21 protein-coding genes are annotated in these 25,431 nt (G+C 40.5%); 6 read left to right on the forward strand and 15 right to left on the reverse strand.

The features are described from left to right. The first annotated feature begins 48 nt into the window (after nucleotides 1–48). Nucleotides 49–435: a DUF302 domain-containing protein gene (locus ACRD64_RS15520; RefSeq protein ID WP_430934365.1), complete on the forward strand. Its 387-nt coding sequence runs from the start codon at nucleotides 49–51 to the stop codon at nucleotides 433–435. A 262-nt stretch (nucleotides 436–697) separates the two neighbouring features. After that, nucleotides 698–1,426 carry an NYN domain-containing protein gene (locus ACRD64_RS15525; protein WP_430934366.1) on the forward strand — a complete coding sequence of 243 codons (729 nt, stop codon included), beginning with the start codon at nucleotides 698–700 and terminating at the stop codon, nucleotides 1,424–1,426. A gap of 41 nt (nucleotides 1,427–1,467) precedes the next feature. On the opposite strand, the gene ACRD64_RS15530 is transcribed toward ACRD64_RS15525, so the two are convergent. From ACRD64_RS15530 to ACRD64_RS15545, 4 genes are all read right to left on the reverse strand, one after another. Further along, entirely contained in the window at nucleotides 1,468–2,190 is a 723-nt protein-coding gene (locus ACRD64_RS15530; RefSeq protein ID WP_430934367.1) for a (Fe-S)-binding protein, read from the reverse strand. An 87-nt stretch (nucleotides 2,191–2,277) separates the two neighbouring features. Then, nucleotides 2,278–2,673 carry an alternative ribosome rescue aminoacyl-tRNA hydrolase ArfB gene (arfB, locus tag ACRD64_RS15535; protein ID WP_430934368.1) on the reverse strand — a complete coding sequence of 132 codons (396 nt, stop codon included), beginning with the start codon at nucleotides 2,671–2,673 and terminating at the stop codon, nucleotides 2,278–2,280. Continuing rightward, nucleotides 2,666–3,355, reverse strand: a complete 690-nt coding sequence (locus ACRD64_RS15540; RefSeq protein WP_430934369.1) for a PrsW family glutamic-type intramembrane protease — start codon at nucleotides 3,353–3,355, stop codon at nucleotides 2,666–2,668. Before ACRD64_RS15540 ends, arfB begins: the two co-directional genes overlap by 8 nt. A 284-nt stretch (nucleotides 3,356–3,639) precedes the next feature. Beyond that, complete coding sequence (locus ACRD64_RS15545; protein WP_430934370.1) at nucleotides 3,640–5,523, reverse strand: methyl-accepting chemotaxis protein; 1,884 nt, start codon at nucleotides 5,521–5,523, stop codon at nucleotides 3,640–3,642. Between the two features lie 222 nt (nucleotides 5,524–5,745). Here ACRD64_RS15545 and ACRD64_RS15550 point away from each other — a divergent pair, with 222 nt between their 5' ends. After that, complete coding sequence (locus ACRD64_RS15550) at nucleotides 5,746–6,501, forward strand: SIR2 family NAD-dependent protein deacylase (RefSeq protein WP_430934371.1); 756 nt, start codon at nucleotides 5,746–5,748, stop codon at nucleotides 6,499–6,501. Between the two features lie 126 nt (nucleotides 6,502–6,627). Beyond that, a complete protein-coding gene (gene fabG / locus ACRD64_RS15555; protein WP_430934372.1) occupies nucleotides 6,628–7,374 on the forward strand; it encodes a 3-oxoacyl-[acyl-carrier-protein] reductase in 747 nt (248 codons plus the stop codon). 64 nt (nucleotides 7,375–7,438) lie between these two features. Here the strand turns inward: fabG and ACRD64_RS15560 are convergent, their stop codons facing one another. The 5 genes from ACRD64_RS15560 to ACRD64_RS15580 form a co-directional block, all read right to left on the reverse strand. Then, nucleotides 7,439–8,629, reverse strand: coding sequence for a hypothetical protein (locus ACRD64_RS15560; protein ID WP_430934373.1), 1,191 nt, complete (start codon nucleotides 8,627–8,629; stop codon nucleotides 7,439–7,441). A 105-nt stretch (nucleotides 8,630–8,734) separates the two neighbouring features. Further along, nucleotides 8,735–10,309 (reverse strand): OstA-like protein, encoded by a 1,575-nt coding sequence (locus ACRD64_RS15565; protein ID WP_430934374.1) that lies wholly within the window; start codon nucleotides 10,307–10,309, stop codon nucleotides 8,735–8,737. A gap of 495 nt (nucleotides 10,310–10,804) precedes the next feature. Further along, nucleotides 10,805–11,209, reverse strand: a complete 405-nt coding sequence (locus tag ACRD64_RS15570; protein ID WP_430934375.1) for a hypothetical protein — start codon at nucleotides 11,207–11,209, stop codon at nucleotides 10,805–10,807. Nucleotides 11,210–11,253: 44 nt separating this feature from the next. Then, the gene (locus ACRD64_RS15575; protein ID WP_430934376.1) at nucleotides 11,254–12,612 is read right to left on the reverse strand and encodes a peptidylprolyl isomerase; all 1,359 of its coding nucleotides are present in this window, start codon (nucleotides 12,610–12,612) and stop codon (nucleotides 11,254–11,256) included. Nucleotides 12,613–12,831: 219 nt separating this feature from the next. After that, nucleotides 12,832–13,011, reverse strand: coding sequence for a hypothetical protein (locus ACRD64_RS15580; protein ID WP_430934377.1), 180 nt, complete (start codon nucleotides 13,009–13,011; stop codon nucleotides 12,832–12,834). A 232-nt stretch (nucleotides 13,012–13,243) separates the two neighbouring features. On the opposite strand from ACRD64_RS15580, the gene ACRD64_RS15585 reads away from it, so the two are divergent. Then, nucleotides 13,244–14,278, forward strand: coding sequence for an alcohol dehydrogenase catalytic domain-containing protein (locus ACRD64_RS15585; RefSeq protein WP_430934378.1), 1,035 nt, complete (start codon nucleotides 13,244–13,246; stop codon nucleotides 14,276–14,278). Between the two features lie 1,005 nt (nucleotides 14,279–15,283). Beyond that, complete coding sequence (locus tag ACRD64_RS15590; protein WP_430934379.1) at nucleotides 15,284–16,012, forward strand: DUF6261 family protein; 729 nt, start codon at nucleotides 15,284–15,286, stop codon at nucleotides 16,010–16,012. Between the two features lie 60 nt (nucleotides 16,013–16,072). Here the strand turns inward: ACRD64_RS15590 and ACRD64_RS15595 are convergent, their stop codons facing one another. The 6 genes from ACRD64_RS15595 to ACRD64_RS15620 form a co-directional block, all read right to left on the reverse strand. Beyond that, nucleotides 16,073–16,921, reverse strand: coding sequence for a hypothetical protein (locus ACRD64_RS15595; protein WP_430934380.1), 849 nt, complete (start codon nucleotides 16,919–16,921; stop codon nucleotides 16,073–16,075). Nucleotides 16,922–17,037: 116 nt separating this feature from the next. Beyond that, nucleotides 17,038–18,975 carry a peptidylprolyl isomerase gene (locus ACRD64_RS15600; protein WP_430934381.1) on the reverse strand — a complete coding sequence of 646 codons (1,938 nt, stop codon included), beginning with the start codon at nucleotides 18,973–18,975 and terminating at the stop codon, nucleotides 17,038–17,040. A gap of 301 nt (nucleotides 18,976–19,276) precedes the next feature. Then, nucleotides 19,277–21,574, reverse strand: coding sequence for a multiheme c-type cytochrome (locus tag ACRD64_RS15605; RefSeq protein ID WP_430934382.1), 2,298 nt, complete (start codon nucleotides 21,572–21,574; stop codon nucleotides 19,277–19,279). Continuing rightward, nucleotides 21,574–22,035: a ubiquinol-cytochrome c reductase iron-sulfur subunit gene (locus ACRD64_RS15610; RefSeq protein ID WP_430934383.1), complete on the reverse strand. Its 462-nt coding sequence runs from the start codon at nucleotides 22,033–22,035 to the stop codon at nucleotides 21,574–21,576. Before ACRD64_RS15610 ends, ACRD64_RS15605 begins: the two co-directional genes overlap by 1 nt. Before the next feature lie 17 nt (nucleotides 22,036–22,052). After that, nucleotides 22,053–23,339 carry a cytochrome b N-terminal domain-containing protein gene (locus ACRD64_RS15615; RefSeq protein ID WP_430934384.1) on the reverse strand — a complete coding sequence of 429 codons (1,287 nt, stop codon included), beginning with the start codon at nucleotides 23,337–23,339 and terminating at the stop codon, nucleotides 22,053–22,055. Nucleotides 23,340–23,523: 184 nt separating this feature from the next. Next, complete coding sequence (locus tag ACRD64_RS15620; RefSeq protein ID WP_430934385.1) at nucleotides 23,524–25,305, reverse strand: LytS/YhcK type 5TM receptor domain-containing protein; 1,782 nt, start codon at nucleotides 25,303–25,305, stop codon at nucleotides 23,524–23,526. Nucleotides 25,306–25,431 lie beyond the last annotated feature (126 nt).

Consider the following 25,431-nt stretch of genomic DNA (forward strand, 5'->3'; position numbering starts at 1 on the left):
AAGTAAAAGTTGATTCGTTATTTTAATCATTCACATTATAGGAAAAAAATGAAATACTATTTTGAAAAAACATTGAATTGTTCTTTTGAAGAAGCAGTAGAAAGAGCAACGGAAGAACTTAAAAAAGAAGGGTTCGGGGTTTTAACCGAAATCAACATCCACGACAAACTAAAAGAGAAATTAGGCGTTGATTTCAGGAGGTACCGCATACTGGGTGCATGCAATCCCGCTTTTGCCTATAAAGCACTGCAGGAAGAGGATAAAATTGGGACAATGTTGCCTTGCAACGTCATTGTTCAACAAGTTTCAGAAACCCAAACAGAAATTGCTGCCGTTGACCCGATGGCCTCTATGCAATCGGTAGAGAATGAAAAACTGGCAGGTGTTGCAAACGAAGTTCGGCAAAAACTTAAACAAGTAATTGACAACGTTTAAACATTCCATCCATAATGCATAACGTGGTCGGTTGATTTCCAAAGCGGAGCTTGTCACTCCAACTGAAAATAGGAGATTAAATCGTGACGGTACAGTCACGACCGTTGGTATGGCATTAAAGATGAAAGAAATTCCTAATAAAAACATCAATCTACTTCTTTCATCTTTCATCGGCTTAACCCGGGAATGATTATATCGTATTTTTACTAACTTGTACCCGGAAGCATTGATGAGTAACTAACTACAATCTTAATTAAACAAAATGAATATAAATCTGGCCGTGCTTATCGACGGCGATAACATACCATCGGCATATATCAAAGAGATGATGGAAGAAATAGCCAAATATGGCAACCCGACCATCAAACGGATTTACGGTGATTGGACTAAACCTAATTTATCAAAATGGAAAAGTCTATTGCTCGAAAATGCCATAACACCGATACAACAATATGGATATACCACGGGTAAGAACGCTACCGATTCGGCCATGATTATCGATGCCATGGACATTCTATATTCGGAAAAGGTGAATGGGTTCTGTCTGGTATCAAGCGATAGTGACTTTACCCGATTGGCGACAAGACTCAGAGAGGCGGGTATGCAGGTAATAGGTATAGGGGAAAAAAAGACGCCCAACCCCTTTATTGTTGCCTGTGATAAGTTCATTTATCTCGAAATATTGAAACATGAATCAAAACCCAAGGAATCAGAAAATGAAAAAGATTTTGATAAGGATTCTGTGGATAAAATTACGGCGAAGGAAATTAAGCTGATTGCCACCACCATAAATGACCTGTCGGATGATGATGGTTGGGCATTTTTAGGAGATGTAGGCAGCTTGTTGCAAAAAAAGCAGACTAATTTTGACCCGCGGAACTATGGTTTTCAGAAGTTAACCCCACTCATTAAGTCTACCGGTAAGTTTGAGATAGAGCAAAGAGAAAAACCCAAAAGTCGTTCTAAACTAATATTTGTGAAAAATAAATAAGCCACCTTTACTATTGACGGTTGACCGATAAACACTGAACACTAGAGCCCGCCCGCCAGTATCTCTGCCAAATGGATAGTTTTTATCGGTAGCTTCTGCTTATTGATGTAGGACTGAATATTCATTAAACAAGAAGCCTCGGTGGAAACAATGTACCTGGCTCCGGTATTTAAAGCATTTTGTACTTTTTGTTCCGCCATGGCCGTTGAAATGGAAACAAACTTTACCATAAAGGTTCCGCCAAATCCACAGCACGTGTGACGGTCTTCCATTTCAATGAGTTCCAGTCCATTTACATTAGCCAATAATTGGCGGGGTTCGTCCGACAAGCCATACTCACGCAATGCCGAACACGCATCGTGATAAGTCACTTTATGGGGGAAGGAGGCATTCAAATCAGTGATCTTTAGATGGTTGACCAGAAAGTCGGTAAACTCTATTACATTGCGGTTCAGCCGTTCGCATTCGGGCAGGTATTGTGCATCATCTTCAAATAGCTTTGTGTAATGATTTTTGACGTAACCCGCGCATGAAGCCGATGGTACAACAATTGGCCTGTCGTTAGGGAAATCTTTAAAAAACTTGATGGCTGCTTTCTTGGATTGCTTCCAATAGCCGCTGTTAAATGTGGGCTGACCGCAGCATGTCTGTTTGGGGTTATAATTTACCTCCACATTCTTCGATTCCAATATTTTTACAACACTCCACCCAATATTGGGAAACATTTGATCGATGAAGCAAGGTATAAAAAGGTCGACAATCATATTTAAAAATTTTACCAAAGGTAGCTTATTCGTTAATTTGGTCAACAGTCAGCAGTTAATGATGACTGTTGACCGATCTATCGCTGACTACAAATCCAGTTTACGCCGGTTGGCTTTTTTATCGCCATGTATTTTTTTGTTTTTAAGTCTTTTTAGTTTAGAGGTGCGAGTTGGTTTGGTAGCTTTTCGTTTGACGGCAGGCTTTAATGCCTGATGGATCAATTGGTGTAATAAAGCTACACCTATCTCCTTGTTTCTTAATTGAGACCTGGTTTCTTCGCACGCGATAACCAAATGACCTTCTTTATTGATTCTATTTCGTAGTTTATCAAGAACAACTTGTTTTTGATGTTGGTTTAAAATCTTTGAATTCAATACGTCGAAGTGAAGGATTACCCTTGTATTTACTTTGTTCACATGCTGACCGCCCGGGCCTGAACTTCTGGATGCGGTAAATGACAATTCGGTTTCCAGGTTAATCATTGAAGTATTGTTGAGATTTAAATACTGAATTTTGCTCGTGTTCCTTCATCCTTTTATGAGTTCGTCTCATCATGAATATCAACAATGGGAAAAACAGGAACAAAAGCCATTGGATTTGCACCATCAGAATAAAATCATAGAACCCATGAAAAAAGAATGGTACGAAAAACGCCAATGCCAAATACTTGGTTCTTGAAGCGGCAATGAATTTGGCCAGTCCTAAATAATACCCCATCATAATCCCGAACATGGCATGTGCCGGAACGGCGGTGAATGCTCTGGATATTCCCACGTGAAAACCATTAGAAAACACGTACATAAGGTTTTCTACCAACGCAAAACCAAGCGATACAAAAACTGCGTATACAATTCCATCAAAGCGTTCGTTAAAATTGGGGTTTTTCCAAATAAGAATATAAACGGCCAGCAACTTAAAAGCCTCCTCGCAGAATCCGGCCACCAAAAAAGCATTTCCAAAGGCCAATCCAATTTTTTCAGAGAACAAGAAGGGCAGGGATGAGGAAACCAATCTTTCGGCAATAATAATGGGAGGTACCGTCAGCACTCCTGCAACCAGTCCTTTAGCTAAGAGGGAAACAGGTTCTTTTTCGTATTTGTCACGATAGTATATATACACCAGAATTATAACCACCGGTGCAACCGATATCAAGAGTAGGTTCATTACAGTTTTTTTTTGTTGGCGGCAAGATAATAAAAATGCTAATAATAGTTCCTTGTAATAGGTGATATAGCCATTCGCGAATAGTGATTAGCAAATGATTATTAGGATAAGGGACTAACTGCAGCCTAACCGGCAAAATGACGATGTTGTCGCGTGAACATCGCTTTATCGTAAATTTACCGTTTTCCGGACTACGCATTTTATTCCCCGGAAATCTCTGTCAGTATTCCAGGCATGTAACGGCATGCCCTTGATGTCTGTTTACAGTTCTAAACATTTTTCCGTCACACCACAAAATAATCCACTGTTTCTTTCATTTTTTTCGATTCATGCGTCAGTTTCTCGATAAACTGGCGCATAAATTCAGCCTGAGCGGCATTTTGCGAAGTGATTTGGTTGAGTTGCGACAAACCCGAGTTGATCTGATCGACGGCCACACTTTGGCTTTCCGAATCCTCAGCAATAAGGTGCACCAATTCAGCGGTTTTGACAATTTCCGGAGCTATCGCCTCTAGCTTTCTGGTGGCTTCATTAGAGTTGTTTCTACCTACTTCGGCCAATATTTCAATTTCGTCAGTTAATATTTTTATACGTTCCGCCAGCTTGCGAACCTCGCTGGCCACTACCGCAAAACCTTTTCCACTTTGGCCTGCACGTGCAGCTTCCACCGCCGCATTTAGGGCAAGAATATTGGTTTGGGCGGCAATGTCTTTTACCTCATTTACTTTATCGGTAACCTCCAGCATCGAATCGTTGGCCTTTCTAACCGTATTGAGGCTCTTGGTAATTTCTTTGGCAGCTTCCTCTGATATCTGCCCCGTTTTTACAGCATAGCCCGTGTTGGCCTTGACGCTATCCATCACTTCGTCCATGGATGTGGTAATTTCTTCCATGCCGGCAGCTTGTTCTGAGGCGCTTTCCGCTAATTTCGATGTTTCTACATCAATTTGATGGGATGTATGGTCGATGGTTTCTGAAATATTGTCGATGCTGTTGATCACACGATTAAAACGTTGACCCATCGATTGTAACGACTTTACCATTTCACCTATTTCGTCGTTTCTATGGTAGGAAACCGCGGCTTTTAAATTCCCGGCTTCTATTTCTGCCGCAAACATTGACGCGGAAAGGATGGGGGTAAGGATGTTTTTAACCAACCGTCGTAAAATGAGTAGGATAATTACTATGCATACAATCAATACTGCCATCAGAATGTATTTTAACTGGTTGGCTTGTTCCATTACCACCTCTGTGGGGACACTGTAGGCCAATCCCCACGGGGTTGGGCAGTCACCAATGTTTATTTTTGAATAGGAGAAGTAGTCATTCCCATTATCGCTTTCATATTCGTGGGTAAACGTTCCTGCTTCGCCCATTCTTTCGAATAGATCGTCTGTTGTTTTAAAACCGTGCTGTAAATCCATAATATTTTTTCCCAGCCAGGCTTCATTTTTCGACGCGATGATATCCCCGTTGTTAGAAAATAAAATCGCATTTCCACCTTTAGATGTTTCCAGGTCTTTAAATAACGCTTGGTAGCTGGTTAATTCAAGATCGAACCCAACTAACCCTAAAAAGGTATTGTTGTGTTTCAGCGGAATACAAACACTAGTTTCCATGATGGGTTCTTTTAGTTTACCCTCGTAATCTTCGTAGTATGGATTGGTAACGTATTCCGTGTTAAGTTTGTGTATGGTGTGGTACAGCCCATCGGGATCTTCCCCGTCCATATCCAGTGTATCCGTTTGTTGGGTTATTTCCCCTTGGTGGTTAAAGTAAGTGTTTCTCAATCTACCGTAGGTTGCGGTTCTGCTGTTGTCCAGGGTAAAAAGTTGCCAGTTATACCAGGTGCCTTTGTAACTGGGGTTATTGATGGTTAATGAGTGAATAATCTGATCGGAAATCTGAATTCTCTCTCTACGATCAAGCTTATGCAAGGACTGTATGGATTGTGCCAGGGAGCGCGCCATGAACAAATCTTTGTTTAAACTTTCCGATACGCGCGTGGAGTATAGCTGAGCAACCTTCCGGGTGCCGCTGACAGCGTTTTCTTTTGTGAAATTATTAAACTGAAAGCCAATAAAAAAGAAAGCCAACAAAAGAATTACTAAAAGAGGTAATATAACGCTAAGGAAAATTCTTAGTCGTAAGCTGTTTTTTTTTGTCATAAATTCAATGATGAAATCAAGAAACAGAAATGGGATTTTTGATGTATATGTACGTGACATAAAGGAAAAGGTTCAAAAAAAGTTAGGTTAACGTTTTTTTTAACGCGAATTTCTGTAATTAACGCGAATGTGTTTATCTTCGGTAATCGTGAATTATGCAATGGTTTTTAATTCGTGAAGATCCTTGTAATTATGGGTTAAATTAAATGTAATAATTGGAACATGCGAAGTAAATCAGATGGTAATAGTAATAAAATCGAACAAGTAGCAGAGCTCTTAAAGGCATCAAAATTTGCGATTGCCTACACTGGTGCCGGGTGCAGTGTGGAAAGTGGCATTCCACCTTTTAGGGGGGAAGCCGGAATTTGGAACAGGTATAACCCACGTTTGTTGGAGCTGGATTATTTTTTCAGCAATCCGGAGCAATCCTGGAATGCCATCCGGGAAATATTTTATGATTTTTTTACGGATGCGAAACCTAATCAGGCACATATCGTTTTGGCCCAACTGGAAGCATTGGGAATCATCAAGGCCATAGTTACGCAGAATATCGATGACTTACACTTCAAGGCAGGGAGCAAAGAGGTTTATGAGTTTCATGGTAACTCTCAAAACCTGAAATGTACTAAATGTGGCTATTCGGTTGCTGCTTCCGGCATAGACCTGGGAAAAATACCTCCTGCTTGCGATAGATGTGGCGGACTTTTAAAACCTGATTTTATATTTTTTGGCGAAGGAATACCTCCGGTAGCATATGATAAAAGTTTTGATGCAGCGCGAATCGCCGATGTGGTTTTGGTAATAGGTTCAACCGGTGAGGTGATGCCCGCGTGCCAGGTGCCGTGGGAAGCCAAAAGAAAAGGAGCCACCATTATCGAGATCAACCCGACAGTATCCAATTTCACAAACCAAATTACAGATATCCATATTCGGATGGAAGCCGGAAAAGCAATGGAACTGATCGGTAAAAAATTCTAATTTTATATGAAATGAAGCCTGAATAACTTCAAGTGGCCGCGTAACTATTATTTCTACGATAAATTATTACATTTGTCAGTCATTTAATAAAAATGAGAACAAATTTCTACTATAAAAACTTTGACAATGAAATTATTAGAAGGAAAAACTGCAATTATTACCGGTGCGGCGAGAGGGATCGGTAAAGCCATCGCGATAACTTACGCTAAAAATGGTTGTAATGTAGCTTTTACTGATTTAGCCATCAACGAGGCTGCCGAAGAAACGGAAAAAGAGCTAAACGCTTTGGGTGTTAAAGCAAAAGGCTATGCTTCGGATGCCAGCAATTATGAAGATACACAGCGCGTGGTTAAAGAGATTCAAGAAGATTTTGGACGTGTTGATATTTTAGTAAATAATGCGGGTATCACTAAGGATGGAGCACTAAAAAGAATGACGGAAGAGCAGTGGGATATCATCATCTCTGTTAACCTGAAATCGGTATTTAATTTTACCAAAGCGGTTCAGCCAATCATGTGGAAGCAAGCCGGAGGTAGCGTTATCAATATGAGCTCTGTGGTAGGTGTTTCCGGTAACGCCAACCAATGTAATTACTCTGCTTCCAAAGCCGGTATTATCGGGTTCACAAAATCTGCTGCCAAAGAAATGGGCGCCAGAGGAATCAGACATAATGCAATAGCCCCCGGATTTATTATTACCGAAATGACAGGGGCTTTGCCGGATGATGTGAAGAAGGCTTGGGAAGGTCGTATTCCATTAAAAAGAGGAGGCACTCCGGAGGATGTTGCCAACACATGCGTATACCTGGGTTCCGATTTATCAGCTTATGTAACCGGACAAACTATTCATGTTTGTGGCGGTATGAACATGTAGGCGACACGGTCGCCAGTGAATAAAATAATATAGGGCTTGCAATTTTTGCAGGCCTTTTTTTATTTTAAAATAATTTTAGTCCAATAATAATGGAGAGTTCATTGTAATCGGTATCCCACGTCATATAATCTCCTGTTAGTTGCCTGTTAATTCCATATCTTGCTTCTGCACTACACTTACCAAGTAAAAATCCTGCTCCCACAGCAAAGTTACTAACCGTATTTACGTTTACATTTATATTATTCACGTTATTAAACCGATTAATAAGGATATTAGAATTTAAAGGCGTATCGAATATATACATGGCGTTGAGAAATATGGACTTTTCTTCACCAACATAAAAATAGTGGCGAATCCCAATAGGAACCTCAAGTGAATTATATTTTATATGGTTCAATTCTTGATCAACTTCCAGTTTGGAATCCATAAAGCGCAATGTTGGTTCTACGATAATGGCCCATTTGTTATTGTTGAAAGGCAACGGTAGTTCGGAGGCTGCACCAAATCTATAACCCAAAGAATTGTTGTGCTCGTATGAACTTGAAAAATTTTTGTTTCTCATTGTTATGTTTGAAAAACTTATTCCGCCTTTTAAACTAATCCATATTTTAGATTTTCTGTTGGAACGATCCTTTGGGGTGCTTTCTTCGTTGCCGTTATATTGATTGATTAATTTTATAAGATCCTTTCTTTCATAATCTAAGTTGATTATATCTTTTCTGTCAATCTGAGGATCGTTTAGCAAAGTAAAAAGTTGCTGTTTGAACTTTTTATTGTAGCTTATTTTACCTTGAAGCAGGTACCTCTTATATATAAGCTGTTCCACTTTGGTAGTAGATGAGCTTATGAAATAACGGTTTAGGTTCCTGTCTTCGTAGGCATATAGTTTAACTTTACCGGTTACAAGTAACTTTAAAAAAAGAGTTTCTTCGCTATATTGTGGTTCATTCGAAATTCCTAGTTCCTCAATATTGTCAGTGGATCGGTCGATGTTTACTTTGTGACTTTCGTACTTTGAGTGATTATTAATGTGGAATTCCTTGGTATCGTTAATTGTCGCTATTTTTATGGCACCATTTTCACCTATTTTATACTGAAATTTATCTGGATTATTTTTCCAGTCCATATTTTTGATAAAACATTGTACGGTATCATTTTTCTGGTTGACAAAATATCCTGGTTCAAAAGTAATTTGAGAGAATGCATTTAAGGTTAAAATGAGTAGCGCAGTTAAGATAAGGTGTAGTTTCTTCATATGGAATTTTATAGTTATTGTATGGAGTTCCCAAGTAAATTTAAGTATTGCTTGCGAAAAATTCCATTTTACACGCCAGTTTCGTGTAAACTTAAAATGTTGATCCTACTCTTCGTAGGTATCATCCAAATCATATTCCGAACGGTTTTCGCCGCGATCGAATGTGGGGAGTTCTTCCCAGAAAAATATTTCTTCCTTGCTTTTGGGCCTGAAGGCATCGAGCCAATAAAATCCTTCCAACCTTAAGTTTTCATCCGGGACTAAATAAGGAGGGTTCATATTCCCGTTTGGAGATACGCGCATGGTAATTTGGTCTACCATGCGCTGAGTCAGATATAAAGTCATATTGCTGCATTCGGCTCTGTTCACGCCAATAACATACTCCCGGTCTTTGGGGAAATATACCGACTGCGCATTACCATTTACATCAATCTTGTATATTTCATTGTTCCGTATGTATCCGGTCATGAGCTTTCCTTTAACCTGGTTGTAACGACCTGTATCTTCTTCCGAAATGATAAATGATCTGTCAATCAGGTCCACTTTATCAAGCACCTCATTTTTGGTGTACATCTTTATCACGTCCGCCGTCAGCTGGTTGCCCATCGACCACATAATAGGATCGTAGTAAAAAGTGTTGGTGGTGTCCCTGGAATCGAACACCATGGAATCGCAACGGCCTTGCATGTCGCTCCTAAAATATTTTACTTTTCGATAAGCCTTTATCAGTTTCTGCTCGCCATCTTCCAGAGGCACTGCCTGTAAGGTGTCAGCGTGAAGAAAAAGGGTATCTTTATTATAAATCTGCAATAACTCTGCATTTAAAGTGGCCAGGGCATCCTGGGTTATCTCGTTGTAAAAACCGTAATCCCCTTTAATGATCAGATTATTGGTGGTGTCGTGCAGCTCCATGCTGTTAAATATCTCGCCATAGCCGCTCGCCCTATCGTAATAAATAGTGTCTCCTTTTAACAGTTGTTCTCCTTCAACATAGGCATTTTCCTTTAAAAGAGCCACATCGTGTTGCATGTCGTAGTAACCAGCTTCGGCATATATGGTGTTGCTATCACTGATAATAAAAGTGGGGCCTTCAATATTAGAAACTTTTGTTTCGGTATGGTAAATTAATGTATCAGATTTAATGATGTATTTAGGATTAGTTGCTACAACACTGTCCTTATAATGGACCTGGTCAGTAGCTGGGTAGTAATAACCTTTTTTGCTGGTTAAGGTATTTTCTTTGTTAACAATCTTACCAAAGTTAAAATAGTAGGCAAAATTGTTTACCCGATCGTAGTCTAAATAGTCCGTGGTCAATACCACATCTTTATTAACCAAACGAACATCCTCGCGGACCTGGGCCAAACCTGTATTTCCATCGTAGTTTAACCTTCTGCCATACAGGTGGAGCGTGTCGTTTTGGATGATATGGATATTTCCGTTTGCATTAATTTTGTTATCGAGAATGTACCGATAGGCCGTATCGCAGAACATGACGGCGGTCTCGTGGGTGAATTTTACATTGCCGATCAACACCTGCACGTCTTTCCCGTAAATAGCTTCATCATAATTTAAGCTGTCGGCATTATTGACGATTACTTTTTTTTGCCCGGAAACAATTCCCGTATAAAATACAGAGGCTAAAATGATGATCTTGAAAATGCGATTTGATATATGCATTAGAATTACCGAGCTATAAATTTTATTAATGCGGCAAAAATAGCAGTAATACCCAAATTACGAAAATTATCCCATCCCTAAATAGGGCAATTATGAATATAAGCCGGGATCTGTCATTCGGAATTCTTCAAATTCCTTAATGTCAGCAGTCGAAAGCCTTCCCGATGGCTATGGGATAGAAAATCTTACCTTGCTTTTATGAAGCGAGGTTTAGATATTCTTGATCCAATTGGCATTGAGGTGCAACCTAATGACAATTTTGGATAAGTATAATTTGTTTGGGTGAACCGATATCCTAACCTTTCATTCATGTTGATAGAATAACAAACAGATTTGTTGAAATCAATTATCAGGCCAAATTTTAAAAAGGTCATTGCTCAATGGTCGTGGGATCAAACTGATTATTCTGAGAAAAATCAAATTCTAACACGGAATGTTTTTGGAATACCCTCGCAAATGTTACAAAACCATAGATTTTGATACTTTCGCGACTGCTTATTGTTGTATGGTCGTCGGAGAAGCGGCAGACGTTTGAAACACAAGTTTACGCTTCAGATATATAGTATCGGGGGTATGACCGTTGTAGGGTTTAAACTGTACAAATTTGTCCACATAATCCTTGGCTTCGATCGACATGGTTATTTTATACCCTTTGTTAAATTTTAACTGGTACTGCCCCAAACTGTCGGTATGGGTATCTAGCTTTTGGGTAGCCGACTCGTCGATATTATGCTGGTACAAACAATAGCACCTTACGGAAGAAAGAGGTACGGGGCAATTGGTTTCTTCGTCCACAATTACCCCGTTCAAAGATATGTTATAGGCTTCCCTTGCACAGGAAGCACAAATGATAATCGATAAAATTAAAAGTCCTATTTTGCTTTCCCCGGTAATACTCATCCTCCTACACTTTTATAATTTGCCAAACAAAATAGGTAAAATAATTACTTAATCCAATTTTTAAACTCAAAATTACAGTCCCGCCAATCGTCATGAATGGTGATATACGTATCCAGCTGCTTTTCTTTTATCCAGTCATCAATGGCATCCTGACGTCTTTTTTCTGTCATAATGTTTTGTACCAGCTGGTAATCATCTTTCAGGTTGGCACGGTGAGGAGCTATTTTTCTTTTTTGTTTGATGATAACATACACATCGTGTCCTTTGTCGTCTTTAATACTAAAAGGTTTTGATATTTCTCCTTCCTTCAGTTTTTGAAGTTCTTTTGCCAATTGTGGTTGTTGTATGGCCGAAAGTTCAAAGTTAGAAGACTGCGAGCGCATATTTACCATTAATCCGCCGTTGTTCCTGGTATCTTTGTCCATGGAGTAATACAAGGCAGCCTCTTCAAAACTCAATTTTTTCTCAGCGATTAAATTAGATATGGAATCCAATCTGGAAACAGCTTCTTTGTTGGCGTCACTCGAAACTCTGGGTTTCAACAAGATATGTCTAACGTTGATACGCTCTCCTTTTCTGTCTAACAATTGAATAATGTGATACCCAAACTCGGTTTGAACAATCTTGGACACTTTGTTTTTTTCCTGCATGTTAAAAGCCACGTTGGCAAACTCGGGCACAAAGGTACTGCGCGTACTCCATCCGAGATCGCCGCCGCTGGTCGCACTGCCCGGATCTTCGGAGTACAATACGGCAAGAGTGGCAAAATCCCTTCCTTCGGCCACCTGCTTTTGGAAATCCCTTAACCGGCTTTTAACGCGGTCAATTTCTTTTTGGTCGATTCTGGGGTATACGGCAATTTTTTGAATCTCGTACTGTACCGGAACCATGGGCAGGCTGTCCTGCGGTGTTTTACGATAATAAGCGCGTACCTGCGATGGCGTGGGTTCAATGTTTTCGGTAATGGTACGTTGCATGCTTTCGGTTAACATTTGGTCGCGGACTACGGTCATTTGTTCCTTTTTAATCTGCAGTACGGATTTGTTAAACCATTCTTCCAGTTTTTCGCGTCCGCCGGCCCTGCTGATAAATTCGTTCATCCGGCGGTCCACTTCGTTTATCACGTTGTTCTCGCTCACTTCCACGCTGTCCAATACGGCCTGGTTCAACATCAGCTTTTGAATCAACTGTTGTTCGAAAAGTGTACACTTTAAATTGCCTTTGGCCGATGCGCCTTGCATGACAGCTTGTTGGTACTGGTATTCGACATCGGACTTTAATATGGCGTTGTCGCCCACAACGGCAATCACTTCATCAATTACATTTTTTTGGCTTAGCAGGGGAGTACTAAAAGATAGGATAGTGGATATGGTGGCAATCAATAAAATGGTTGTTTTGTGCATTATTTTTGTTTTAATCTCTAATTGTTTGATATTTAATAAGTAACTGATTGTTGAGAAAGTCATAATCAGGGATTGATTTACCAATTTTCGTTCCTCTTTTTATCATCACTTGCAAATATATATTATTCAGCGGGAAGTATAAGGTTTAATGGAAAGATTTTAGCATAAACATTTAACCCGCAATATGCATTAGAAATTCTATTACCCATTGAAATTGCTTTAAAACAAGACACTTCGTTGCATCACTTCAACCCACCAGAACGATGCTCCCGAAAGTAATCGGGAAAGGGATGCCTCGTTTGGGTAATGCCTTGTTTTATTGTACTTGCCATGCTCATGACAAACCTCCAATACATAATCCGGGTTTAATGATTGGTGTTGGCTGAATTGTTTCTCCAACAGCCATTATTTCTTTTAATCATTTATAATTTAGCTTTTATCAATATAAAGTTAAATTAGATGGTTATGATTTTTTATTCCATCACTTTTTAGTGGTAAGTTTTTCTTTAAATAAGAAAGGTGGGGGTAAACTTTGTTTTAACGCTACCTTTTTTGTTTTCCGATTTTTAATAAATATCTTTTCCGATTAAGAAAACGATAACGCGATGTTACATTTTTAAAGAAACTATTTATGAAATCAATGAATCTTACCGGTATCAGACAAATGGAAATGCAGGAAGTACCTATCCCGTTGTTGCGCAGGGATAATGATGTGCTGATACGTTTAAAGGTGGTAGCTGTCTGTGGTTCTGATGTTCATTATTATGTATCAGGAAAAATAGGCGATCAGGTAGTGTCGTATCCTTTTTCCGTGGGACACGAGTGTGCTGGTATCGTTGAGAAAGTGGGCGCTTCAGTCTCTCATGTGAAAATAGGTGATCGGGTGGCAATTGAACCTGCCATGCCTTGTTTTGAGTGTGACCAATGCAAATGTGGAAGGCCTCATACCTGTCGTAAACTAAAATTTCTTGGATGTCCGGGACAAGCCGCTGGTAGCTTGTCAGAATTTATTGTGATGCCCGAAACTTCTTGTTTACCTATTCCAGATCGTATGACCTATGATCAGGCGGCCATCTCGGAACCGCTGGCTATTGGTCTTTACGCAGTGAATAGGGCAATGCCGATACAAAATGCAAAAGCGGGCATTTTAGGATTTGGTCCCATAGGGATGAGTGTGTTATTGTCTGCGCTGACAAAAGGGGCCTCTAAGGTTTTTGTGAGTGATAAGATTAATGAACGACTTCAAATTGCTATGGATTCCGGGGCGCATTATGCAGGTAATATTGATGAAAAGGATGTGGTGAAAGAAATTTTAGATCTGGAGCCTCAAGGTTTAGACCTTGTGTTTGAATGTTGTGGAAAACAGGAGGCGGTTGAACAGGCCTTTGATTTATTAAAGCCGGGTGGAATTTTGATGCTGATAGGAATTCCTCAATTCGATCATTGGCGCCTCCCTGTAAGTAAAGGACGCCATAAAGAAGTCACTGTTATGAATATTCGTCGCCAAAATGGAACAGTGGAAGAGGCCTTGGAATTGTTAGCCAACGAAAACATAGACGTTAGCAATATGCCAACCCACCGTTTCTCCTTTGTCGATTCAAAGCAGGCCTTTGATTTGGTTGCCAGTTATAAGGATGGTGTGATGAAGGCCATGATTGATCTCTAGCAGAGCGTTCAATATATTCTGTTATATTGTACATGATAAATGTAGAGTCTTTGGACGCACCTCAATCAATATCAGTATGAACTCAGGAAGGGTCATTGTTATTTTTGTTCTGCCTATATTTATTTTACTGACATTTCCCATGCCTATTAGGCTGCACTTGAAAGCTGCATTTCTATTAGCCTGAAGATTTTATTGCACTTTCAATGTTCACGACGAAGTGCTAATGCATAATCCGGGTTAAAACAACATCTGAAAATTAAAAAGTTCCGGCGGACTACCAAAAAATGCCGTTCGGATTCAAAACTATGTTGCCATATGTGCATACTGCCTGTAAGCCACCGTCCGGCAGGACATGTAACTTGATAGAAGCACATATGAAGTTTTGCAAATCTTGAGTATATCTTTGACCGTCAAAACACATCTTCGAGACCTCTTTGCTAAAACTAAATTTCAAAATGACAAAGAACGTAATACGTTTAATGCGCCATGTTTATTTACTTTTAATAACGTTCCAATTTTAATGGGACATTAGTGAACCTAAATCATTAATTAGAATGTTCTGTGCCATACCGTAACATGTCTTTAATTAAAGAAACCTTCCTGCAGGTTGCGTGAGGTGTTCGTCAGGTGGTGAAACTGTCCTGCAGGTTGCGGGTGCTCTTTTTCAAATGGAGGTGCATTCCTGCCTGCTGCGAGACATTTCCGTCACGCGGGGAAGGCTTGCTGCACCTTGCAGGAGGTTTTCGTCAACGGGAGGCGGTTTCTGGCAGGTGGATCCCCGACACACCCTCCATCCCGTGTACTTAGGATTGCGTGACATCAGACGGGCAGTCTTTGGTCTTTTATTATTTCACTTGAAGGCTTTGGTCCATGGCAGGAACGAAGATTTCCACCGTGCCGGTTTTTCGGATATATATAAAAATTATGGGATATTGTTTGATATTATCAGTATAATATTTTATATTAATGACACTTTATTATCATCTAACTTTAAACAAATACCTTATGATTCTAAATTTAAAGTTAACTAGCCTCAGGAATAGCGAGTTTGTGCAGTTTTATACTGATTTACTCGCTATTATTGAAAAACATGAACCGATCCGGATTCAAATTGAAGCCCAATACCTTCCTTTAAAACAAAACCAGGATCGGCTTACCGAAGTGTTTAAACAAAAACAAGGAAGTATCTTAACGGAAGAGATAGCTGATTTGGATGGTCGCCGTGACAGAGACTTTGTTGGTATTTCTACTTTGGTGGAAGCTTACACTTATAGTTACGAGCCGGAAAAGAAAGAGGCAGCCATAATACTAAAGGATTCCTTGAAATCATATACCGGAGCTGCTCGTATGAACTATAGAGCCGAAACCAGTATGTTAAATGATTTGGTGGAAAAGTGGCGCTCGGAGGAAGAATTGGTGCATGCAGTTGAAACCCTGGGACAACAGGCCTGGCTGAATGAGCTAGACACCTCGAACAAACTTTTTAACGATCGTTTTTTGGCACGCGTGCAGGAAACAGCCGGGAATCCGGACGTGAAAGTAAAAGAGATCAGGGACGGGATGATGTCGCAATATAAAACCATGTTGAATCACATCAAGGCGCATGCAACGCTCAATGGCAATGAATCATATGATTCGTTGATAAATCAGATGAATGTTTTGATTGAAGAATACGGCAAATTAATTACCGGAAGAAAAGCGAAATCAGACACAGACTCAGACAGTGAAATTTAAGTTAAACGAACGGTTAGGTTTTAATAAATACAGAAGGTTGCTCTTTATGGGCAACCTTTTTTAGTAGAATTTTATTACCTTTTGTTTTAACCCTTCGTCGTATAGTTCTTCTTCGAGGTTTTTAATGAATTCGATCCTTTTTTTATTGAGCAAGATGGCCTTAATCTTCTCTTCAACAAAGCTGACCGGCGCAATATCATCCTCTTTGTGAAAAGCCCTTATCGATACCAGGTAATGGGAAGTACTGTCTGATGTTTCGTAAAATTTATTGTAATCCAAAAACATGGGGTGTTGAGGAAAAGGCAAGGGCAGCAGTTCGTTAATCTCTTCAACGGTAACCCACCTGTCCACGAAGTTGTCAAATTTTTGCGCATTCTGAAAACAATACTCTTCCAGTTTAACGTAATCGTCGCTATCATCTGATCGGTACCATTTTTTAACGTCACTTAAATTAGGCGCATTGAGCGGAACTTGCACAAAAACACCCTGAATAATATCTCTGTCGAGCTTAAAGTTTTCGCTCATTTTGTTATAATACGCTTCAATTTCCTGAGATGAAATCAGAGGCACGTATTTTTGAAGCAAGAGTTTCTGTTGGTACCGATGAATCAGTAAAGATGCTCTGTAATCGCTTAATATCTGGTCCACATCTTTTTCCTCGGGCGTAAGGTTTAGTTCGGCCTTACGCAATAAAAGGGCAGATTTAACCCATCGGTTGATATAGTTCTGGGTAAAGGCGATGCTGTCGTTTTTGCTCAGGTTGCCAGGGACGGCTTTTTCCAGTTCCGATAGAGTCAATATCCGGTTGTCTACTTTAGCCAATGGCACGTCATCTTCGTCCGGTGCCACGTTTTTACAGGCACTAAAGCAAAGGATTGCTGCAACTAATAACCGAATGTGGATTTTCATATACTCTAATAAATTAGCTTAACGCGGATAACCAGTTCGGACTTTAATGGCGCACCTCCCGCTTTGGGCGGGACAGGTGATGTGCCCAATTATCTGCCCCGGCCATACCGGTTTCATTATTTCTTTTTTACTTTTTTGCTGTATTTTAATGCTTTCTTATTCACCGTAGGAACATACCTGGCTTTAAGTTTGTTTAACCATTCATTTTCTATTTGGGTTTGGTAATCCGCAATTACCTGACCTCTGGTTTCTTCCAGTTTTTTGGGTTTTTTGGCGATTTTTTGCCCGGCTCCCCAAAGGTATTTATAGTCGGGATCGATCTTTCCCTCCGATTTTTTCACCTTCCACAATTGCTTGTCCAACGCTTTATATTCGCCTTTATGGAACGTTCCTTCTATAACCCTGGCATCAGGAAACAGCTGTTTCAATGAATCCGCTGTGATATTATTTGAGGCCATCAACTTTTTGGCCGCACCCAGTTCTTTTTTATCGTTTGTCAAGAAGATCTTGCCTTCCATTTTCTCGGGATAAAAATAATCTGCCTGATGAGCAGCGTAGTACGATTCAATTCCTGTGCTGTCTTCAATGGCTTTGTTCCAGATTTCTTTTTGGCTGATTTCAAATATCAACAAGCCATCGTGATATTCGTTCAACAAATATTTATACTCGGGGTATTTGTCTTCCAATCTTGATTTCTCAAAGGCAAGTATTTCATCCTCCAGGATTGTTTCAGACAGTTTGTCAATCAGGCTTGCCCTTCTGGGTTGGGTAAATTGTCTGTTCTCCTTTAGTTTTGCAATAAACGCAGATACCGTAAAATCCCAACCGTTCATGGTCGCTACATTGACCCCGGAATTCTCAAATTCAGAAAAGAACGCATCATCGGACAGCTGGCTGTCCTTCGCTTTTGTTTTAATTTGTTCCAAAAGCGTATCGTCTTGCCAATAGTTATACGCTTTCTTTAATCGGGCAACGACTGCCTTTTTACCCTGATAGGCCCTTTCGTCTTTGGCTATTCTGTTGCTTATTTCTTCCTTCTTCTCATCGAAAGGTGGAACCCCTCTTTTTTCCAGTAGTTTGATGATATGGAATCCATAAGGCGTTTGGATAACCTCTGAGATGCTACCGGCAGAATCGAGCTTGAAAGCAGGCTCACTATATTCGGGTATCATCCTGCCTGTTCCAAACCAGGGCAGTTCACCGTTGTTGTTGGCGCTGTTTCTATCTTCGGAAAACTGTTTGGCCAGGGCTGCAAAATCATCTCCTCTTAAAACCAGCTGATGTACCGAATCGATTTTTGCCCGTTTTTCGGCGATCACTTTTTCCGGTGAGTCAGGAGGAAACATTTGCATAATATGGGCAGTTCTCAATTCGCCACGGTTTTTTCTTTTGTCGTGAACTTTTACCACATGGTATCCAAAGGAGGTCCGGGTAATGGGCGAAATTTCACCTACGGCCGTGTTATACGCCGCCGATTCAAATGGATATACCATCATAAATCCGCTGAAATATCCTATTTTGCCCTGGTTTTTCCTGGCCGAAGGATCTTCGGAGTATTGTGCGGCTAACTCGTTAAAGTCATCTCCGTTTTTATATTTCTCAACGATGGAACTTATTTTCTCGTAAGCTTTTAAGGTGTCTTCGGGCGATGGGGAAGGGGGCAGTTTAATTAAAATGTGACTCGCGTTCACTTCCGTTTTTAACCTGTCGTAAGCTTCCCGGATGAGTTGATCTGTCACTTTTTTATCCGATAGGTACGGCTTGGCCAGTTCATCTTTATAATAGTTAAATTCCTTGGTGAAGGAAGGTAAAGTGTCGAGACCTTGTGCACAAGCTTCGTGTACTTTTAGTTTGTAGTTGACAAACAGGTCGATATATTCATTTTTGGATTTGGGCTCTTCGGAAAAGTTGTTGTTCTTGTTGTAGATGAAATCGAACTCTTCAACTGTATAATTTTTGTCTCCAATAGTCACCAGGTTATGGGTGGACTGCGCAATGGCACCTGCCGAGAATAATACAGCGGCAAAAAGCAAAATCAGGTTGGTACGTATCATGGTTATTAAAATTGTTTACTTTAATTAAACTGTCCGGACAATAAATTATTGCATATTTATCTATGTTTTCACCACATTGTATGGTGGCCAATAATGCGGCCTAAAGAAAACAAAAAAGCCCGAAAAACAAAAGTTAACAGATGGTTAAAACGATAATCGTTGCGCATATTTGGGCGCTTTACGGAGTATGGTAACTTATGCAGTAGGCTTTCCCTGGCACGGCGTTTTAAATCCCCGGGATGACGGTTAAGATCTTATACCCCGTCATCCCGGGCGTATTTATTTCGCTGCCGTTGCACGCTTATTGTTGTAATATTGCTTCAATTTGCGCTTTGTCAGGAACGTTAGGAAACTTGTTTAATATGATTCTGGCCATTTCTTTCGATTTGTCCTTTTGTTGGTATTTCATGTGCAGATTGAGCATGGCTATATAATAACTCATGTCATCCGGGTGAATGGCAATCGCTTTGTTAAGATATTTTTCGGCATCGCGACTGTTGTTCCGGAAATCGTACATCATTGCGATGTTGTACATGATACGAGGGTTTTGCGGTGAAAATTCCGAAGCTTTTAACAGCCAGTCCATCGACTCGTCATATCTTTGTTGTTCCGATAAAAACAGGGCATAGGTGAACATGGTGTTTCCGTCCTCCGGCATATGCTTCAGGTAATCTTTCAGCAATAATTCTGTTTTTTTAGGTTCACCCTTGCTGTTGTATAATAATGCCAGATTGATTTTTATGGTATGTAGTTCAGCATCCTGCTCCAACGCTTTTTTGTAGAACTTTTCAGCTTTATCTATTTGCTTGTCGTTGTAATAAAAGTTGGCCAAATTAAACTTGCCGGTAGGGAAATCGGCACTGTATTTCAAGGCCTCCAGATATTCATCTTTGGCCTTGTCCAAAGCTTTTTTATACTTGGCCGGAATTTGTTCCTGAGGCACTCCGAATAACTTGGATGCGCTTTCAATCCTGATCGCCTTGGTTTGGTCACCCAGTAAATCCAATACCGAATTCAATGATTTTTGGTCGTCCAGTATTAGGTTTTGCAGGGCATTATAACGAATATGGCCGTTAAAATTGTGTAACGCTTCAATCAGTATGTCTTTAGCTTTGCTTTGATAGTGCAAGCCGAGCAGGTGAATGGCGGTAGCACGGATTATTTCGGGATAAACCTCGTCGTTGTAAATATGTACCAGACCGTCGAACCCTTCCTGGCTTCCCGATTGAGCTTCCTTAAATACGGTTCCGTATTGCGATGGTCGGCCGATGCCGTGCCATTTGTTCACATAATCAATCGCCCAATCCGTTGTTTGGTCGGCATGGCATTGGTTACAGGCATTGGGTGTACCGATTTCCTTGGTTAAATCCGGCCGGGGTATACGCATGCTGTGGTCGTTACGGTAATCCACACCCATATAAAACTGGGCCGGCATATGACAGTTGATACAACGGGTGCCTTCGCCTACCTCGAACGTAACACCGTCATCGGCAATAACCGCTTCTCCAACCTCTCCATACCCTTTATGGAAATGATGGTTATAAGTATCATAGTCATCTGCACGATGACATTGCGTACATAACCTGTTGTCCTCGAATAATCGTTTGGTGCTATGTACATTGTGACAGTCGTTACACTGCACGTCGCGCATATACATTTTGCTTTGTGTAAATGATCCATACACATAATCCTCGTCCAGAATCTGTCCATCGATATGGTAATTTTCACCTGTTGGCAGGTTGGGGATCGTATGATTGTAGATGTCCGCGCTATGAACAAAATCAGAAACGGAGCCGCGGCGGGTATGGCACCTGACACATAAATCCACATATTGCTTGTTGTCGATGCCGCTGGTTTTAACCACCAGGCCAAAGTTGTTGTGCTCATTGCGGGCATATTCGGCTTTGGCTGCCCATTCCAGGTGTTTTGATGCCGGGCCGTGGCAGGCTTCACAGCTGACATCGATCTCGCTCCAGGTTGTATGGTACGAATCGGTTTCCACATCATATCCTTTCACCAGGTTGGTGGAATGACAATCGGCACACATACCGTTCCAGTTTTGGGCCTGGTTGGTCCAGTGCAGCCAGTTGTTGCTCTCAATAATTTCGTTGGTGTAAATCTCCTCTGCCATGTGGTACCAGACACTGTCTTTGGAGTTCCATGTTAAAGGCAGTGTCTGCAATCGACCCTTGTCAAACGCAACCAGGTATTGTTGCAGGGGATAATAACCAAAGGTGTATTTAATCTCAAACTCCTCAAGTTGGCCTGATTCCCCATCCGTTTCAACATAAAATCGTCCGTCGCGCTTATAAAACCGATGTGTCATCCCATTGTAATCGAGCGACTGGTTGTTGAAATCGCCCAACACGGTGGAGTCGTTGGCATGTTCCATCGCCCTGTCGTGATCGGAACCCACCCATTCGTTATATTCGTTCAGATGGCATTCAACGCAGGTTTCCCTGCCCACATAGGTCGCTTCATGGGCCTGCTCTGCATCGTCTCCGCTATAGGTACGGATTACGGTATACGCGGGAATGGAAATAATGGCCACGATAATGGCGATCAGACTGATGCGTTCTATTTTATTGCGATTCTCCATTATGCGTAGGTTAACTGTGATTTTTCAAAAGATTTTCTTTTCACAGGATGGTTGGTGTCGATAAAGATTTCCCCGTTCTCAATTTTTATGGGGAAGGTGTCCAATGGTCGGGTGGCAGGCGCCGATAGTACCTCGCCAAAGCGGTTAAACTGCGATCGGTGGCAAGGACAGTTGAAGCCGCCGGTTTTGAGGTTTGAGTTGACCACACACCCCAAGTGCGTGCATTTGACCGACATGGCCAGGAACCCCCCGTCTTCGAATCGTCTCAGAAAAAAATGACCTGTCATAAAAGGATAGGTTTTGTTCTTATTAAACGAATCTACTCTTCCTGCATTAAATAATTCTTTTTTTGTGTCGGCATGTTCCACTTTGCTGACACCTCCTTTAATTAAAAAGAAGCCTTCCACGGATGCCGCAGCTACGAGTAACCGCTTTATAAATTTTCTTCTGTCGAAATTCATTTTAGTCTATCAGATTTTTAGATAATCATCAACATTCCCTTACCTCTCAACAAAAGAGATATCAGCAACATAGTTATATACGATGACATCAATATGGTAGTGATGGTCATCACCAACTCCTCTGTTTTGGCGCCATGTTTCTTTTTCCAATATATTAAATACCCGAGCATAGGCAAGGTGTAAATCAAGAACGGAATCAGTCCGGTGGCGAACCAGCTACCCAGGCTGGCAAACCATAAATCAAAGTGGAGGAAATGTTCCAACAAATAAATCAAAACAAAAGTGAAAATAAAAGCAAATATGCCGGCGTGTATCGTCATTTTCTTGCCCAGGGCCGAGTTAAACCAAACGCCTATATTCAGGTTGGAGTATTTAAAATAGGGGAGGTAGAAAAAGAAGAATGCCACGGCAAAAGGCAATACCACCGCACTAAAAAACGGGTGTACATGTAACAACAATTCCTGGGCGCCCAAGAAATACCAGGGGGCTTTGCTTGGGTTAGGGCTGTTTAATGGGTTGGCTTGTTCAAGTAATGGGGCATGATAAAAAATAGAGAAAACAAAGAGGCCGGCGATAAGCAATGCTGCCACCATGATTTCTAACCAGATTAGGTTAGGGATCACATGTACCTTTTCAATCTTATCTTGCTTTGGTAAAGCCACCCCCCCCGCCTTACGGACCAGCCAGAAGTGCATACTCATCAGAAAAATAAAAACCAGCGGGAGTATGCCCGTGTGCAGGGAATAAAAGTTCAAAAGGGTATTGCCATCCACCACGTCGCTACCCCGAACCATATTGGCCATAGGATGTCCGATCCACGGTATATACTCTATAATCTGGGTGATAACGGTAACTGCCCAATAAGCCAGTTGGTCCCAAGGCAAAAGATATCCCGTAAACGACGAAACAATCACCAGGAACATCATGATCAAACCATATATCCAGTTCTCCGCTCTTTTTTGGTAAATAGCTTGCGAATAATAGGTACGTATCAAATGCAGGAAGGAAACCACAATCATCAGCTTGGCCGAAATATGATGCAGGTTTCGGATGAATTGTCCGAATACCGTATTGTTTTGCAAAGCCAGAATGGAGTCGTACGCATGCTGGACGGTTGGGATATATGAAAACCTCAATAGCAGACCTGTCACGCTCAGGATAACAAAAAGCAATGCCAGTATTCCGCCCAGACCAAAGGTGCGGTTGAACTTTAGAGCTCGCTTGTCAATTTTGGTTGGATGAAGATGAAGTATAAATTTTTCTAAGGATGATGATATTTTATTTCCCGTATTCTCTTTTGTCATTATAGAAGATGTGTGGTTTCTATTGTCCCACAAAGAAAGTTAAAAAGCTTCGATTCTGAAAATGAATTTGTATCTGGTGTATTTTATAGGATAGGCTCACAGGTTATATCGCCGGTGGTGTCGATAATAGAGCATAGCTTCCGGAAACAATTTTCATTATTTTCAGGGAGCAATTGCTGTAAAGTTAATCATTGCAAGGCAGGGTGAAAAAAAACGAGGATCCCACATTTTCTTTGCTTTCCAGCCATATTTTCCCTCCCAACATCTGGACATATGATTTAGTAATTGATAATCCCAAACCAGTTCCTTGAAGGGCCATTTTATGGATAGTATGGCCCTGAATAAAACGTTCGAAAATAGCATCCCGGTGTTTTTTTGAGATGCCTATACCTGTATCTTTTACATAAAACTGTATCGTTTTGGTATGGCTATCTGAAATGGGTTCGTAACCAAACGCTACATGTCCTTTTTCGGTGTAATTAATAGCATTTTTTACCAGGTTTGTTAATATGGCATACAGCTTTTCGCAATCGGTTTGTAGTATTGCTTCGTTGTTAGTTATGCCATTTTTACACAGAAGCGTTAGGCCTTTAGCTTCTGTTTCCGGTTTAAAAAAAGTATAGATATATTGAATCAGTTCATTTATATTGCAATCTTTTATGACTACTTTCATTAATCCAGATTCAATTTTTGAGATATCGATTATGTCATTAATGATGCTGAGCAAGCGCTTTCCGCTGTTTTCGATAATTTTGATGTATTCCGTTTGCTGCTCTTTGGTTAAATCCGGTGCCTGTAATAAATCAGTAAAACCTAAAATGCCGTTCATGGGAGTTCGTATTTCATGACTCATGTTGGAAAGAAAGGCTGATTTTAACCGCTCGCTTTCTTCCGCTTTTTCCTTGGCTTCCGTAAGTTTTTCGTTAATGAGTTTATATTCAATATTCTGTATTTCTATTTCTTCGTTTTTTTCTTTTAATTGGTTTTCGTAAAGTTTGTTGTTGGTAATGTTTACCCCAATACTTGCAATACCAACAATGGTATTGGATTCGTCTTTAAATTGTGTGTTGTGCCACGAAATAAATATGGGCTCACCTGTTTTTGACAGAATCTTGTTATCATGATTCTTAAACGGATTGTCGTTATGGATACTACGGTTAAATATATTATAAATTTTCGCTCGATCCTCTTCAGCAATAAACCAGTCAAACCAGTTTTTACCTATTATTTCATTTTTTTCGTACCCTGAAATTTGCATTAAGTAATCGTTGCAGTATGTAATATTGCCCTCGGTATTGAGTTGGATGGATACAATATTTCCACTTTCAAAAACTTTTAACAATCGGCTTTCAGATTCCTCTAGTTTTGATTGAGCCAACCTGTTTTGCCAGTTTTTATATTGCTTGAGCATGACTAACCCAAGTAACATTGTGGCCGGCGTATAAATAAAAATTAAAGGAATTGTGATGGTTTCTAATGTAGGTATGATTTTTTCGGAGGGAAGCAGCATGGTGCAGATAGCCATGGTTGCGTGTACCGTGGCTCCTAGACCTAACAGTTCCCAAAGGTAATTTTTAGTTTTCCATTGAGGTCTGTATGTTCTCCATAACAATCCTATAGCACCCGATGAAATAATGACAGAAATGCCCATCCATTGCCCATCACCCCCAATGGTTAATCGGGCAGTACCTGTTATTGCGATGGCAATAGCAGTAGGTATAGGACCAAAAAACAAACCGGAAATGGAAAGCATTACGGAGCGTGTGTCAAATGTAATTCCGGGTACCCAATGCCATGGGGTGTACATAAGCACTATTCCAATTCCCCCCAGGATTAATCCAATAAGAATTTTTTTGCTTTTGTTTTTATGGTTCTCATTTTTAATCCAAAAACTTCCGTAGAGCATTGCAAAAGCCAGTAAAACCGCTGTGTTCTGCAATAATTCTATTATGATTGAATTTCCCATTAAATCCTATTCTATTGATATGAACTTGAGTATCTCATTTTTGTTCGATCCCAAATCGAATTAATCTGTGTCTGTGATCAAAGGGAAGTTGTTCAGAGAAACAGAACCTCAATGTAATACGTCAAA

The organism is Saccharicrinis sp. 156 (assembly GCF_050589685.1).
GTDB lineage: Bacteria > Bacteroidota > Bacteroidia > Bacteroidales > Marinilabiliaceae > Saccharicrinis.

What these genes read in the sequence shown, in the direction of transcription:
- ACRD64_RS15595 (WP_430934380.1), bottom strand. Translation starts at nt 16,921, where the DNA reads ATGAAAATCCACATTCGGTTATTAGTTGCAGCAATCCTTTGCTTTAGT.
- ACRD64_RS15570 (WP_430934375.1), bottom strand. Translation starts at nt 11,209, where the DNA reads ATGAGTATTACCGGGGAAAGCAAAATAGGACTTTTAATTTTATCGATT.
- ACRD64_RS15520 (WP_430934365.1), top strand. Translation starts at nt 49, where the DNA reads ATGAAATACTATTTTGAAAAAACATTGAATTGTTCTTTTGAAGAAGCA.
- ACRD64_RS15550 (WP_430934371.1), top strand. Translation starts at nt 5,746, where the DNA reads ATGCGAAGTAAATCAGATGGTAATAGTAATAAAATCGAACAAGTAGCA.
- ACRD64_RS15575 (WP_430934376.1), bottom strand. Translation starts at nt 12,612, where the DNA reads ATGCACAAAACAACCATTTTATTGATTGCCACCATATCCACTATCCTA.
- fabG (WP_430934372.1), top strand. Translation starts at nt 6,628, where the DNA reads ATGAAATTATTAGAAGGAAAAACTGCAATTATTACCGGTGCGGCGAGA.
- ACRD64_RS15620 (WP_430934385.1), bottom strand. Translation starts at nt 25,305, where the DNA reads ATGGGAAATTCAATCATAATAGAATTATTGCAGAACACAGCGGTTTTA.
- ACRD64_RS15590 (WP_430934379.1), top strand. Translation starts at nt 15,284, where the DNA reads ATGATTCTAAATTTAAAGTTAACTAGCCTCAGGAATAGCGAGTTTGTG.
- ACRD64_RS15545 (WP_430934370.1), bottom strand. Translation starts at nt 5,523, where the DNA reads ATGACAAAAAAAAACAGCTTACGACTAAGAATTTTCCTTAGCGTTATA.
- ACRD64_RS15600 (WP_430934381.1), bottom strand. Translation starts at nt 18,975, where the DNA reads ATGATACGTACCAACCTGATTTTGCTTTTTGCCGCTGTATTATTCTCG.
- ACRD64_RS15605 (WP_430934382.1), bottom strand. Translation starts at nt 21,574, where the DNA reads ATGGAGAATCGCAATAAAATAGAACGCATCAGTCTGATCGCCATTATC.
- ACRD64_RS15560 (WP_430934373.1), bottom strand. Translation starts at nt 8,629, where the DNA reads ATGAAGAAACTACACCTTATCTTAACTGCGCTACTCATTTTAACCTTA.
- arfB (WP_430934368.1), bottom strand. Translation starts at nt 2,673, where the DNA reads ATGATTAACCTGGAAACCGAATTGTCATTTACCGCATCCAGAAGTTCA.
- ACRD64_RS15525 (WP_430934366.1), top strand. Translation starts at nt 698, where the DNA reads ATGAATATAAATCTGGCCGTGCTTATCGACGGCGATAACATACCATCG.
- ACRD64_RS15615 (WP_430934384.1), bottom strand. Translation starts at nt 23,339, where the DNA reads ATGACAAAAGAGAATACGGGAAATAAAATATCATCATCCTTAGAAAAA.
- ACRD64_RS15540 (WP_430934369.1), bottom strand. Translation starts at nt 3,355, where the DNA reads ATGAACCTACTCTTGATATCGGTTGCACCGGTGGTTATAATTCTGGTG.
- ACRD64_RS15530 (WP_430934367.1), bottom strand. Translation starts at nt 2,190, where the DNA reads ATGATTGTCGACCTTTTTATACCTTGCTTCATCGATCAAATGTTTCCC.
- ACRD64_RS15610 (WP_430934383.1), bottom strand. Translation starts at nt 22,035, where the DNA reads ATGAATTTCGACAGAAGAAAATTTATAAAGCGGTTACTCGTAGCTGCG.
- ACRD64_RS15585 (WP_430934378.1), top strand. Translation starts at nt 13,244, where the DNA reads ATGAAATCAATGAATCTTACCGGTATCAGACAAATGGAAATGCAGGAA.
- ACRD64_RS15565 (WP_430934374.1), bottom strand. Translation starts at nt 10,309, where the DNA reads ATGCATATATCAAATCGCATTTTCAAGATCATCATTTTAGCCTCTGTA.